This is a genomic window from Pleomorphovibrio marinus (assembly GCF_003347495.1).
Taxonomy (GTDB): Bacteria; Bacteroidota; Bacteroidia; order Cytophagales; family Cyclobacteriaceae; genus Pleomorphovibrio; species Pleomorphovibrio marinus.
This window is the reverse complement of the sequence record NZ_QCXY01000012.1, coordinates 78663-91904: the sequence shown is the minus strand read 5'-3', so window position 1 is coordinate 91904 and position 13242 is coordinate 78663. Positions and strand designations below refer to the sequence as shown.

Genomic DNA, 13242 nt, shown 5'->3' with positions numbered 1-13242 from the left:
CAAGGAGGGTTTCCTTGCCATTTTCGCAAACTAATCCTGACAGATGAAGGAGCTTTGGAAAAAGGGAAAAGAAAGGATTGGGTTTATTTGGAGACCAGCTCTGCTTTTATCGCTGATTTGGTGGATAAGTAGCCCTGTTGCCGCTTCAGTTTTTCAGGACTCATTAGGGCGTACCTCTCCTAGATTAGCGGATTCCTTGAAGGCAGGCACTATTGATTTCCACTTAAGGACCTTTGTAATGGGAACTTCAAACTGGAGGGCATTGACCGATTATTTCACCACAGCCACGGGAGGTGGAGTGGCTTATGCCAGTCCACGCTTTAAGGGCTTTCAGGTTGGTTTCAGTGGTTTTTTTGTTTTCCAGTTGTTTGAGCACAACCTTCGAGTACCTGACCCCACTACTGGAAATGTAAACCGATATGAAATCCTACTCTATGATATGAACGATTTTCAAAACTCAAAAGACCTGGATCGTTTGGAGCATCTTTATATTAGTTATAAGAATGGTGGGCTTACAACGACTTTTGGGAGACAAAGGGTGAACAGCCCTTTCTTGAATGAGCAGGACAACAGAATGCGACCGAATGTATTTAGTGGCCTGACAATTGACTACCAAAAGCAAAACTGGGAATTTATGGGTGGCTGGTACAATCATGTTACCATGAGAGGAACGGTGGATTGGTATACCGTCTCCGATTCCTATGGGGTCTATCCCTTTGGGAGAAATGTTTTCGGTTCCTCATCCTCCTATCATGGAAATGTAGACTCTAGGGGGTTGGGTCTGCTTGGAGTTAATTACCATAAAGAGAAGGGAATAGATTTGCAAATCTGGAACTATTTAGCCGAAAATGTATTTAGCCTACATTACATGAAACTTGAAAAAAGTTGGCGTAAAGGAAAGGTGGGCCTGCTTTCAGGTTTGGAGGGGTTTAGGCAATATAGCATAAACAAAGGAGGCAACCCTGACCCGGGAAAAGCCTACATTGTACCAGGTGAAAACGCATGGGGAGTGGGAGCTAGGATTGGACTTTCCAGTAGGGGGCATGAATTCACCTTCAATAACCTTTTCCATTCTTCCTCCGGAAGATTCTTGTTTCCGAGGGAGTGGGGCAGGGAGAGCTTCTACGCTAGCCTACCCAGAGAGAGGTTTGAGGGAAATGGAGGCGTAAGGGCATACGTACTAAAATATCGAAAAAGCTGGCAAAAGCCAAGCTTAATTACCAATTTGGGAATAGGAAGTATCGCCCAACCTAGTGTTGAAAATTACCAACTCAATAAATATGGTGTCCCCTCCTATTACCATTTTACCGGAGATGTGGGTTATGCCTTTAAAGGCAATCTAGAAGGGTTGGAATTAAGGTTCTTGCTGGTCAATAAGACCTCAAAGGGTAGAGCAGAGGTAAGTGACAAGTATAGAATAAACCGAGTGGATCTATGGAATGCTAATCTTGTCATGGATTACCGGTTTTAATATGTGAAAATTATTGGACAAATAAATTTATATAAGATGGATCAATTCATTGAATGGATAAAACAGCCATGGCCTTGGTATGTGGCAGGACCCTTGATAGGGCTTACGGTGCCTGCACTGTTGCTGTTGGGGAATAAATCATTTGGGATTTCTTCTTCGTTGCGGCACATGTGTGCGGCTTGCATGCCGGCAAATATCCCTTTTTTTACCTATAACTGGAAAAAGGAGGTGTGGAATCTGGTTTTTGTGCTGGGTATATTACTGGGTGGAGTTGTGGCCTCCCTTTGGTTGAGCAATCCGGAAAGCATAGTAGTTGCGGAGAGCACCCAAGAAGATTTAAGGGCACTTGGTATCAGTGATTTTAGACAGCTGCTCCCTGCGGAGATCTTTCACTGGGGGAATTTACTCACGATGAAAGGGTTGTTTTTCTTTGTGATTGGAGGGTTCTTGGTAGGCTTTGGGACCCGATATGCAGGTGGATGTACCTCTGGTCACGCTATCATGGGTATCAGCAACTTGCAATGGCCCTCTTTGGTGGCCACCATTTTCTTTATGTTGGGGGGCTTTGCTATGACGCATTTCTTGTTGCCCCTGATTATGAATTGGGTTGGAATTTAATTTAGAGAAGAATAGCTATGAAAGTAAAGGAAGAAAAAATAAATAAAAATGAAAATCAAAGTGCAGGTTTGGATTCTCCTGTTAATTGCGAGGCTCCAAATATGCAGCAAGTTCCTGAATCCAGTACGCAACTATTGAAATATCTGGTTGTGGGCATCCTTTTCGGGATAGTTTTTGTAAAGGCTGAAATTATTTCTTGGTTTAGGATACAGGAGATGTTTCGCCTTCAGTCCTTCTTTATGTACGGGGTGATTGGTTCTGCCATTTTGGTGGGCATATTGTCCATACAATTGATTAAGCGTTTCCAAGTCAAGACTTTCGATGGGGAGCCTATAAAGATAGCGGACAAGGAGTTTAGAAAAGGGCAGGTCATTGGCGGGTTTATCTTTGGGCTAGGCTGGGCCTTGACTGGAGCTTGTCCCGGGCCATTGTTTGCGCAGATTGGCACCGGCTTTACCGTGGTTGCCGTCACCCTTCTCAGTGCTGTTTTCGGAACCTGGGTATATGGAAGGTTTGCCGACAAGCTCCCTAATTAAGAGGTGTTCATGAGGATGGGCTGTCGTCCACCAACTCTCTGAGGTCCACAGGGACTACTCTGGAAATCCCAGCTTCTATCATGGTGATGCCATAAATGATATCTGTGCTGGCCATGGTTCGCTTATTATGAGTAACTATGATGAACTGGGATTCCTCGGAGAAGGTTTGGATGATCTGGTTAAACTTATCGATGTTGGCATCATCCAAAGGGGCATCCACCTCATCGAAAATGCAAAAGGGTGCAGGCTTAAGGAGGTAAATGGAGAATAATAAGGATGTTGCGGTAAGGGTTTTCTCTCCCCCAGACAATTGATTGATGGTCAGCGGTCGTTTGCCTTTTGGTTTGGCGATGATTTCAATGGTGCTTTCTAGGGGGTTGTCAGGATCCGTCAGCTTCAAATCACAATCGTCCTCCGCCGTGAACAATGAGCGGAAGACCTTCACAAAATTTTCTTTGATTTTGTCAAAGGCATCCAAGAAGGTTTCCCTGGCCACTTCGTCAATTTCTTTAATGGTGTTGATCAGGGAATCTTTTGCATTGACCAGGTCTTCCTTTTGTGTGGTGATGAAGGTGTGCCTCTCCTTGATTTCATCATAAGCCTCCATGGCCATGGGGTTGATGGGGCCTATCCTTTCTAACCTGTCCTTGGCTTTTCGGACTTCATCTCTGATCTGTTCTTCTGTATGGTTTTGGAAGGTCTCATCAATGGATTCATCCTCTTCCATAAGTTTTTCCAGATCCAGTTCAAATTCCACACTCAGCCGTTCTTTGATGGAGCTGAGCCTTAGCTTTACCTCATTCAGGGAGTTTTGGAGTTCCATAGATAGGGTATCAATGTTTCCCAACATTTTCTGCGTTTCCCGGATGGATTTGTCCAATTCGTCTATGGTGCCCCTATGGGCATAGTATTCTTTCTCTGCCTCACTCACCCCAGATTCAATGGACTCTTTTTCGGTATATAATTCGATGAGTTCATCGTCCTTTATTTCATTGCTGGAGATGAGAGTTTTGATTTCCTGGTCGATTTGGCTTAGCTCTGTCTGCCCTTTTGCAATCCTTTCCTGGCTGCTTTCAAAGGTACTTTCCTTAAATGAAATTTCCTGTGTCAAGCTGTTTAACCTGTTGGATTGCTGATGGAAGGCTATGTTTTCCTCGTTGTAGCGTTGGGAATGTCCGGATAATTCGTCCGAGGCAAGCTGAAGCTGCTCATTGATTAGTTCCAATTCCTCATCCATACCGTCGAAGAATTTTTTCTCATCGGCTAATTTCGGGCTGACCTCTTTGATTTCCTCCGTTAAAAACTGAATCCTTTCGCTTATGTCCTCTTTTTTGTTGGCATTTGAGTTGAGAATTTGGCTAAGCTGTTCCTTTTTGGTTTTTACGGAAACCCATTCTTCATTCACGCCATTTATTTCCTCCTGAAGTACCTCAATGGGTTGCCTGAAGGATTTCTCTTTCAATTTGGCTAGCCCACTCAAATTGTTGTCTAAGTTGGCCCTCACGCCACTGATTTTTTTGTTGAGGTCCTTAATTTCTTTCTCAAGCTTTTCCAGATTTTTGGCTCGCCCAATTCTTTTGCCCTCAAAAAGTCCCACCGAACCACCTGATAGGCTAAACTTTCTTTTAATGAATTTGGCGTTCTCGGTAATGAACACTGCATCTTCGCCTTCCGGAACATCCTGCAAGCTGCCTCTAAGGATGTAGACATCATCAAGGATATAAGCAATAAGCCTGGCATATTTTCCATCATATTCCACAATTTCCGTTGCAGGTACCGCATTTGGGTAAATTTTGTTGTGGGAGGGCTTGAATTTCTCGAAATGCTCCAGGATAAAAAAGTTTGCCTTGCCCTTGGCTGCATCGCTCAATAAGTTGATGGCAGTAACGGCTTGCTCCTGGGTATCCACCACATAATAATTCATGTAGTTTTCCAGGTAATTTTCTATACTGATCCGGTATTTTTCGTCTGTGGTCAGGATATCCGAAAGTAGAGGAACTTCCTTCCCCCACTTGGTTTGTTTTCTGAGGAATTTAATGGCCTCAGGAAAGCCCTCCAGATTTTCTACTAGTGATTTGGTGAGGCTATATTCGTTTTGCCTTGCATCTGCCTTTCTGCTGAGCTGCGTGAGTTCCTCGCGGATCAGATCCACACGTTGGTTGGCTTCTTCCAATGCCTGTAAATGGCTGGTTTCATCGTTTTTCACTTTGGTGAGGGCACGGTTTCTCTGATCCAGTATCTCCCGCACTTCTACCATTTTTTCTTCAAACTCTGCAAGGCTTTCTTCCTGGCTGTGATCGTCGGAGGCAGTTTTTTCCAATTCCTGTTTTAGGGTGGAAAGCTGCATTTGCTTTATTTCTAAGGACTTACTCAGCTGGTAAATGTTGTCTTTTTTCAGTGCATAATCCCGGTTCAGTACTTTTTGCTTTTCCTGGGTGGCATTATGTATTGTCTTTTTCTCCTCAAATACTTCTTTTAGTTCCTTAACTACAGCTTCCTTTTCTGCCAAAAGTTTTTCAGCAGCTTCTTTTTCCAACTTCAGGGATTGCAGGCTAAAGGCTGCCCTTTCATTACTTTTTTTGTCTTGGTTGATTTGTTCCCGTAGGTCTTGGGCTCGGTTTTCCAGGAATCTTAGTCTTTCGTTTTTGATCTTTTTGTCACTCTCAAACTGCCTGATTTTATTCACGTGTTCGTTAAGAGCTTTTTGACGGGATGCAAGAATTTTCTCTTTTTGGATCAGATCAGCTTTCAAATTTTCCAAAAAGGCTTCCTTTTCATTGATCTGCGTCTGAAGGCTTAGTTTTTTATCCTGTTCTTCTTCGATTTTTTTGTTCAGGGCTAGTAGGGTTTCCCTTTGCTGTATTACGCTCTTTTTTGCCAAGGCAATGCTTGCTTCCTTGTAGGTTTTTTTGATTTCGAAATACTTGGCTGTCTGTTTGGCTTGTTTTTCCAGGGATTTTAGGTTTTTCTCTATTTCGTAAAGCAAGTCTTCCACCCTGGCCAGATCCGCATCCGTATCCTCAAGCTTCCTCAGGGTTTCCTTTTTTCTGGTTTTGAATTTGGAGATGCCAGCCGCTTCCTCAAAAAGTTCTCTTCTCGAATTGTTTTTGTCGTTTAGCAGCTCATCGATCATTTTCAGCTCTATGATTGCGTAGCTGTTGGAGTTGATCCCGGTATCCATGAATAGGTTGGTGATGTCTTTCAACCTACAGGTAATGCCATTTAAAAGGTATTCGCTTTCTCCTGACCTGTAATACCTCCTGGAAATGGTAACTTGGGTGTATTCTGTGGGTAGGAGGTTTTTGGTGTTTTCGAAGGTGAGCGAAACCTCGGCCATGTTGAGGGGTTTCCTGGTCTTAGTTCCATTGAAGATCACGTTTTCCATCTTATCGGAACGGAGCAAACGGGTTTTCTGCTCCCCCAACACCCACCTGATGGCGTCCACTACATTTGATTTTCCGCATCCATTTGGCCCTACAATTCCTGTTATCCCTTTGTCGAAATGGATTACTATTTTTTCGCCAAAGCTTTTGAATCCCCGAATTTCTAGTTTGGATAGCAGCATGAATCTTAGGGTTTGAAGCAGACAAAAATAAGGAGACTTGCCCGATAAACAATAGGTATCAGGTAGGCACAGTCAAAGTTAAAAGTTCACCGGAAAAAACATTCCGGCTTTCCTTATTTGTTGTTGGAAGAAGGATTGGTTTTAATAACGATATTGGAGTCGAAAAGGTCAAAGATTTCCACGAATACATTAGGAGACACGGGCTTTTCCAAAAACCCCATCACTTGAGGATAATCGTTAGATTTTTCCTTGTCGGCTGGATCCTTGGAGGAAGAGACGATCACCACCTGGATTTTTTCCTTGTATTCTTTTTCTTGGAGTTTATCCAGAAACACCCAACCGTCCATTACCGGCATATTGATGTCCAATAACACCAATACTTTTTCGCTGCTATCTTTTGCATTCTCCAAAATCTCTAAGGCCTCTTTCCCATTGGTTGAGGTTTTCACAGGACCTTCCAACTTTGATTCTTTCACTATGTTTTGGATATAATGTAGCGTGAGTTTATCATCATCCACTATCAAAGTTTCCAGATTAGTCTTCATGGTATAAATCTTTCAGTAAAATATAAAGTTAAACGAATGGTTTTCCTCTGTTTATAATTGTTTTTCAATAGTCAGATAGCCTGCCCCTGCCTGCCCCGAACTCATTTCGGGGAATTCACTTCGGGAGAATCTCGCCACCATAATCATGCTCCGTGTGAGGTACTCTCCATGCCTGACTGCCGTCCAGGCAGGCTCGATTTCAGGTTGAAATAATAGTTTGGAATAGGATAGCTGCTAAACCAGTTTCCAATTTAGGTGTAAAAAACCGAAAATGAAAAATGATCTCCTGCAAGCGAGGCCTTAGACCTTAAATTGAGGTAAATCTACAATAAATTTGAATAAAAGAATAATAAATATAAAATAATTAACATATATTCTGGCTCTCTAATAAAACCCCCCAAATATCTCAGGATAAGGGTAATTGCCTATTCCAAAAAAACGGAAATGATTTTTGGTTTTTAATGCAATATCAGGTTGATAGGGAAAAAAAAGTATTTCCTATAAAACATTTTGTAAGAGGATTTCATAAAAAAATTATGATGAAATTAATACTTGGTAAAGTTATATTTTATCCTAAAATGATTTAGTAAACTTGCTAGTGCTTCCATCCCGTTATTTCCAGTAAGGCTTGCCGCAGAAAATCAATCCATTTAACTGGAGGGCTTAGGATCACATATACAGATATTTTATATACATATTACCCAAAATGCTTTGTAAAAATTTATTTTGTTTCTTTCAAATTTTAATTCTTAATTCAGCCATCAGAAAGATATAAACTGTTAGGTATTTTATCAAAGCCAGGGGATCCTTTCTTAAGATTTACTAAATTTATTTATCATTTTATAACTAGGTTTACCATGTGGAGTAAAGAAAAAAGTTCGACAGATCAGATCAAAATGGCAGCAAACACTTCATTTTTTGCAGCTGGTTTCAAGATTTTGGGAGACATTGAATCTGAAAACGACATTTGTGTGGAAGGGGAAATCCATGGGAACGTTAAGACCACCAAAAAAGTGGTAGTTGGGAAAACAGGGAAAATTCTGGGTAACATTAATGCCAAGGATCTGTGTGTTCACGGCCTAGTAGAAGGAGAGGTAACCATTTCTGACTTAGCCAAGATTACTCCTACAGGTGTGGTTTCTGGTATCATTGTCACCAAAAGCATCCAGATTGAGCCAGGAGCGGACGTGGAGGCAACCTTAAAAAAGATTAGTGGAAATAAGAGAGGTGAAGCAAATAGCCCTGATCAAGCTAATGAGAAAAAAGAATCCAATGAAAACACCCCTATGATAATGAAAGGGAAAAAAGGCAACTTTCAGTATAAAATGGGTGTAAATGCACTTTGATGACAGCTTATGTATGCATCAAAAAGTAAGGCAATAGCAAACAGCTATTGCCTTACTTTAAAGTGTTTATGTTTTTTGGCGGTCAGTAGACCGGGATAGCCTGCCCAGTTTTGCTGGTTGTCGAGATTCGTGGGGATCTCGATAAGCCGGTAGCTATGCTATAGGCCATCGGTCCTGGTGACTTTTAATCCTGCTTGATTTCGTTTGACCAATGTTAAGATTTTTTGCTGTTAATATTAAGCAGTCACAGGATTGCTCATGGAGTGGGTTCCTATAGCCCTACTTGCCCAGTCCAAAACTTTTTCAATTTTTCTATTATCATCATCCAAACCATTTAGAACCACCCTGGTCATTCCATCTTTATCCACCAAGTAAACTGGGTCTATGATTGGATGTTGCATTTCCATGGACTCCTCGCCTAAGTCCCTTTCTAATATCCCTTCCGTGTGATAGAAGATAGGAAAAACCAATTCATCATTCAAGTAGGAATTCACCCAATTGGTGATGACTAGATGTTCCTTAAATCCTCTCGTGCTAAATCCCATCAATTCACAATTGATGGATTTCAGTTCTTTGAGGTGTTGTACAAGTTGCTTTTTTTCCTCCAGGTTGCGGGGCATCAAATCTGACGGGTTGCTGTACACTATCATCCATTTATCCCTTATCAGGTTGTTAAGAAAAACGTTGCCATGGTAAGTTTTTACTAACAAGTTAGGGAATACTTTGTTTACCAATAAAATCTGGTTGTGACCGCTAGATAATCTCATTTTTTTAAGGAATTTTAATATAATTGGGTTATGGTAAGTTTTATTTTTTAAAAATAAATATAATTAAATTAAAAACAACAAACTGATGCTTATTTTTTACGGAAATATGACGTAAATCATTAATTTAATGCACTACATATCATTAATAAATTAGTTTAATGCGATAAAAGTTCTACTCTTGCCAGTTAACACTAAGGCAAGCTCCAGGTGTAAAGAAAGCTGGATGACCCTTTTTTAGCCCCAATTGTCCCGATTAAAGTGGCATTGGTGGTTTTTCTTTACTATATTTCCCAATCAAGCGTCGAAAACATGGAGTCAGGAACTATATTCTATATCATAGCGGTAATCATTTACTTTATTTACTCTTTTTTAGCCCAGAAAAAGGCACAAAATCAAGAGACCGGACCAATAGAGGGGGAGGATAATCCCGAGGAGGCCCCCAGCAGGAAATCTTTTGAGGAATTATTGGAAGACATAAGATCCGAACAAGGGGAAAGGGAAAGAGACCTTGTAGTAACGGGAGAGAAAGCTACCCAGAAAAAGGAGAGTACCCCCGTCCCTCCGCCTGAACCTTCGGAAAGAAGAAAACAGGATATATACCAGGATTTGAATCAGGGGCAGCCTTTGGTTAAGTTGGATGATCAAGTCGATATTCATGATGATGAAAAAATATTGGGAGAGGTGGAGTCAGATACCTCGGTGGCTGGATTTAATCCCTACGGTAGGATGCTCAAGAATCCAAAGTCCCTAAGGGAAGCCATTGTCTTATCGGAAATACTGCAAAAAAGGCACTTCTAGTTAACCTTTCAGACTTAATTCTCTACACATTAAACCCAGCTTGTGATGATTAAAATTCCCAGGACAGCCTTTCGATGGTCCTTCCTATGGGGCTGTCAACTTATCTTTTTATTCTCCAAATGCCATGCACCGGTTCCCATGGATTTCTTATTGGAAAACGGTCAGGTTCTGCATCATATACAGCTTACTTATCTGGGTGATATACAAGAAGGGAACCTTCCGGAGATGGAGAGACTGGTAAATTCTGCCGATAATATGCTAAATGAAGGCCCCTATTCGGTTACCAAAAAATCAGCCCCTCCTCCAAGTGGGGACATCCATGACTATACCAGCATGGGACCCTATTGGTGGCCGGACCCGGAAAAGGAAGATGGCTTGCCCTATATCAGAAGGGATGGAGAGGTGAATCCTGAGAGCAGGACCTATACCGATAAGGAAGAATTGGGTAGTCTCATGAGTGCCCTCCCGGTCTTAGCAGAAGCTTATTTCTTTACCGGGGAGGAGAGGTATGCAGAGCACTGTGCTAAATTGGTTAGGGCTTGGTTTTTGGATGCCTCCACCAAGATGAATCCTAACTTGAATTTTGCACAGCGAATTCCCGGCAGGACGGAGGGTAGAGGGATAGGGATCATAGACACCAGAAAGTTTGCACATTTGCCGGACATAGTCACAATGATAAGCCCCTCCATGCATTGGAAAAAGGAGGACCAGGAAGGCCTGGAAGCCTGGTTAAAGGAGTATTTGGATTGGTTGGTAAACAGCGAACATGGGCAGGATGAGGCTGTACATGGCAACAACCATACCACCTGGTATTTTGCCCAGGCTATCCCGCTTTCCATTTTTGTCGGAAACGATAACAGGGCGGATAGTCTGGCAGAAGCTGGAATTCCCCTTATCTTAGAAGAAATGATTGAAGAGGACGGATCCCAGCCAAAGGAGCTGGCTAGAACCCGCTCATGGGATTACAGTGCAATGAATCTTGCAGGAATCACTACTTTTGCCCTTGGATTGGAAGAACTCGGTAAACCTGTTTGGGAATACCAAAACGAAAAAGGTGCAAGCATAAGAGATGCCCTGGAGTTTTTGATCCCCTACACCCAAGGCCAAAAAGCATGGGAGTACGAACAAATCAACGAAATAGACTTCAGCAAGCTGAAATTCAGCCTGCACGTGGCGGCCATTGCCTATGAAAATCCAGACTATCAAGATTTGGCTAATTCCCTAAAAGGGGAGGATGGAGGATCCGTTTTTGTGTATCGAAATCTTTTGAACCCAAGTGAGGTGATGACAATAAGTAACTATGCTGCCCATTTTTAACCCTTTAAAACCAACACAAGCTGGAAGCAAATAAAACCTCCGCATTTTCGCTCCTCAGGTTTCTAAGATCCTTAGGGCCCGGTTTGATAACAGCGGCCTTGGTCTTCGGGCCGGGTAGCCTTACGGTAACTTCCAAGTTGGGAGCTGCTTTCGGCTTTGACTTGTTATGGGTAATTCCCCCTACTGTGCTGTTGATGATATGTTTTACCCTGATGAGTACTAAAATAGGGGTTAAAAGCCCCATATCCCTCCTTCAACTCTTTAGGAAAAAGTGGGGGAAATGGGCGGCTATTGCCTGTGGTTTTGCACTTTTTTTTGTCACCGCTTCCTTTCAGGCAGGAAATACCATAGGGGCAGGAATAGCTTTTGCTGAATCACTCCAAACCCCCGCATGGCCTTGGATAGTGTTGGTGTCCTTCTCTGCCATTGGTCTTCTGTTTTTCAAGTCATTTTATAAAATTTTGGAAAGGGTGATGATACTCATGGTAAGTGTGATGTTGGTTTCTTTCCTTTTTACCCTTTTTCTTTCAAACCCGGATTGGGGCATGGTGTTGGAAGGCCTGAGTCCTAAGGTTCCTGAGGGAGCTCTTTTATTGCTGGTGGCCTTGGTGGCATCCAGTTTTTCGATTGGAGGGGCATTTTATCAGTCCTATCTGGTACAGGAGAAAGGGTGGAAATCGAATGAGTCTAAACCTGCCATGGTAGAGGGAGTATCGGGAATATTGGTTTTGGGGGTCATTACGGGTACCATTATGATGAGTGCTGCGGCCATCCTTCGGCCTCAAGGTGTAGAAGTGACGTCTGCCGGGGATATGGGCATAGCACTTGCTCCTTTGTATGGCAATTGGGCTGGAGTGGTGTTTATGATAGGTTTGTTTGGTGCATCATTTTCCTCATTGGTGGGTAATGCCACCATTGGAGGGACCCTATGCTCGGATGCATTGAATTATGGGAGATCCCTAAACGGACTTCCCGTTAAATTGTTTATATCACTGGTCATTTTCATTGGAGCCTTCGTGGCCTTGGCTTTTGGCAGACTACCTTTGGAGTTGATTGTGTTTGCACAGGGAATTACCATTTTCGCAGTCCCATTTATTGGATTAGGCATTTTGCTGGTGGCAAATGATAAGGCAATAATGGGGGAATCCATAAATGGACGCCTGCTGAATATTATGGGGATACTGGGGATTTTGGTGCTGTTTTTTCTGGCAGGAACCAATTTCTATCAATTGTTTATAAAGTAGCAACGATTTTCTTTATTGAATATGACAGAAGAACAACTTGATGAATTATTAAGCACACCTTCAGACTTGCTTATTCAAGATTTGCAGAGTCTAAAAGGGGATATATTGATATTGGGTGTTGGGGGCAAGATGGGGCCTAGCTTGGCAAGGCTAGCCGTAAAGGCCGTAAAGGAGAGTGGGCAGCACAAAAAGGTCTTTGGGGTTTCCAGGTTTTCGGATACCCAACTCAGGAAAGATTTGGAAGCTACGGGAGTGATAACCATAGAGGCAGATATTCTGGAGGATAATGCTCTGGAGGGGCTGCCTGATGCAAGTAATGTCATTTATATGGTTGGGAGGAAGTTCGGTACTTCCGGCCAAGAACACCTTACCTGGGCCATGAATGCTTACCTGCCGGGTAAGGTGGCCGAAAGATATAAGAATTCCAAAATTGTCGTTTTTTCCTCCGGGAATATCTACCCAATGGTCCCGGTGGTCTCCGGAGGAGCCACAGAAAACACCAATCCCTCCCCAATCGGGGAATATGCACAGTCCTGCTTGGGAAGGGAGAGGGTGTTTCAGTATTTCAGCCACCTCAATAAAACGCCTATGTTAATCTACAGGCTTAATTATGCCGTAGATTTAAGGTATGGCAATCTTCTGGAAATTGGGGAGATGGTAAAGAGCAACATGCCTATAGACTTGAAGGTAGGACATATGAATGTGATTTGGCAGGGAGATGCCAACGAGATTGCCCTGCGGGCATTGAACAAATGCAATTTCCCCCCTGAAATCCTCAATGTCACCGGCCCCGAAACCGTTTCCATTAAATGGGTGGCGAAGGAGTTTGGCAGGCTTTTCAAAACAACTCCCCGGTTTTTGGATACTATTTCCGGAGATTGTCTTCTGAACAATGCCTCCAAATGCCATCATTGGTTTGGTTATCCGAAAGTTTCCATTTTGGAAATGATAAACATGACTGCTAAGTGGATCAATGAGGGAGGTTCAAAACTAAACAAACCCACACATTTTCAAGAAACTAAAGGAAACTATTAG

11 protein-coding genes are annotated in these 13242 nt (G+C 42.6%); 8 read left to right on the top strand and 3 right to left on the bottom strand.

Features of this window, described 5'->3' with window-relative positions:
- Positions 1 to 43: 43 nt before the first annotated feature.
- From DB520_RS23015 to DB520_RS23005, 3 genes are read left to right on the top strand one after another with little or no spacing between them, the layout of a single operon-like run.
- Positions 44 to 1471 (top strand): OprD family outer membrane porin, encoded by a 1428-nt coding sequence (locus DB520_RS23015; protein ID WP_114752136.1) that lies wholly within the window; start codon positions 44 to 46, stop codon positions 1469 to 1471.
- A gap of 36 nt (positions 1472 to 1507) precedes the next feature.
- The gene (locus DB520_RS23010) at positions 1508 to 2089 is read left to right on the top strand and encodes a YeeE/YedE family protein (RefSeq protein WP_114752135.1); all 582 of its coding nucleotides are present in this window, start codon (positions 1508 to 1510) and stop codon (positions 2087 to 2089) included.
- A 17-nt stretch (positions 2090 to 2106) separates the two neighbouring features.
- Complete coding sequence (locus tag DB520_RS23005) at positions 2107 to 2625, top strand: DUF6691 family protein (protein WP_114752134.1); 519 nt, start codon at positions 2107 to 2109, stop codon at positions 2623 to 2625.
- Positions 2626 to 2632: 7 nt separating this feature from the next.
- Here DB520_RS23005 and smc read toward each other — a convergent pair whose 3' ends face one another.
- Positions 2633 to 6190 carry a chromosome segregation protein SMC gene (gene smc, locus DB520_RS23000; RefSeq protein WP_114752133.1) on the bottom strand — a complete coding sequence of 1186 codons (3558 nt, stop codon included), beginning with the start codon at positions 6188 to 6190 and terminating at the stop codon, positions 2633 to 2635.
- A 113-nt stretch (positions 6191 to 6303) separates the two neighbouring features.
- Complete coding sequence (locus tag DB520_RS22995; protein ID WP_114752132.1) at positions 6304 to 6735, bottom strand: response regulator; 432 nt, start codon at positions 6733 to 6735, stop codon at positions 6304 to 6306.
- Positions 6736 to 7592: 857 nt separating this feature from the next.
- Between DB520_RS22995 and DB520_RS22990 the strand changes: the two genes are divergently transcribed.
- Positions 7593 to 8081: a bactofilin family protein gene (locus tag DB520_RS22990; RefSeq protein WP_114752131.1), complete on the top strand. Its 489-nt coding sequence runs from the start codon at positions 7593 to 7595 to the stop codon at positions 8079 to 8081.
- A gap of 236 nt (positions 8082 to 8317) precedes the next feature.
- On the opposite strand, the gene DB520_RS22985 is transcribed toward DB520_RS22990, so the two are convergent.
- Complete coding sequence (locus tag DB520_RS22985) at positions 8318 to 8848, bottom strand: redoxin domain-containing protein (protein WP_114752130.1); 531 nt, start codon at positions 8846 to 8848, stop codon at positions 8318 to 8320.
- Positions 8849 to 9157: 309 nt separating this feature from the next.
- Here DB520_RS22985 and DB520_RS22980 point away from each other — a divergent pair, with 309 nt between their 5' ends.
- The 4 genes from DB520_RS22980 (at position 9158) to DB520_RS22965 (ending at position 13242) form a co-directional block, all read left to right on the top strand.
- Entirely contained in the window at positions 9158 to 9646 is a 489-nt protein-coding gene (locus DB520_RS22980; protein ID WP_157972216.1) for a hypothetical protein, read from the top strand.
- Between the two features lie 45 nt (positions 9647 to 9691).
- Positions 9692 to 10963: an alginate lyase family protein gene (locus DB520_RS22975; RefSeq protein ID WP_114752128.1), complete on the top strand. Its 1272-nt coding sequence runs from the start codon at positions 9692 to 9694 to the stop codon at positions 10961 to 10963.
- An 83-nt stretch (positions 10964 to 11046) separates the two neighbouring features.
- Positions 11047 to 12207, top strand: coding sequence for an Nramp family divalent metal transporter (locus DB520_RS22970; RefSeq protein WP_232835122.1), 1161 nt, complete (start codon positions 11047 to 11049; stop codon positions 12205 to 12207).
- Between the two features lie 21 nt (positions 12208 to 12228).
- Positions 12229 to 13242, top strand: coding sequence for an NAD-dependent epimerase/dehydratase family protein (locus DB520_RS22965; protein WP_114752126.1), 1014 nt, complete (start codon positions 12229 to 12231; stop codon positions 13240 to 13242).

What these genes read in the sequence shown, in the direction of transcription:
- DB520_RS23015 (WP_114752136.1), top strand. Translation starts at nt 44, where the DNA reads ATGAAGGAGCTTTGGAAAAAGGGAAAAGAAAGGATTGGGTTTATTTGG.
- DB520_RS23010 (WP_114752135.1), top strand. Translation starts at nt 1,508, where the DNA reads ATGGATCAATTCATTGAATGGATAAAACAGCCATGGCCTTGGTATGTG.
- DB520_RS23005 (WP_114752134.1), top strand. Translation starts at nt 2,107, where the DNA reads ATGAAAGTAAAGGAAGAAAAAATAAATAAAAATGAAAATCAAAGTGCA.
- smc (WP_114752133.1), bottom strand. Translation starts at nt 6,190, where the DNA reads ATGCTGCTATCCAAACTAGAAATTCGGGGATTCAAAAGCTTTGGCGAA.
- DB520_RS22995 (WP_114752132.1), bottom strand. Translation starts at nt 6,735, where the DNA reads ATGAAGACTAATCTGGAAACTTTGATAGTGGATGATGATAAACTCACG.
- DB520_RS22990 (WP_114752131.1), top strand. Translation starts at nt 7,593, where the DNA reads ATGTGGAGTAAAGAAAAAAGTTCGACAGATCAGATCAAAATGGCAGCA.
- DB520_RS22985 (WP_114752130.1), bottom strand. Translation starts at nt 8,848, where the DNA reads ATGAGATTATCTAGCGGTCACAACCAGATTTTATTGGTAAACAAAGTA.
- DB520_RS22980 (WP_157972216.1), top strand. Translation starts at nt 9,158, where the DNA reads ATGGAGTCAGGAACTATATTCTATATCATAGCGGTAATCATTTACTTT.
- DB520_RS22975 (WP_114752128.1), top strand. Translation starts at nt 9,692, where the DNA reads ATGATTAAAATTCCCAGGACAGCCTTTCGATGGTCCTTCCTATGGGGC.
- DB520_RS22965 (WP_114752126.1), top strand. Translation starts at nt 12,229, where the DNA reads ATGACAGAAGAACAACTTGATGAATTATTAAGCACACCTTCAGACTTG.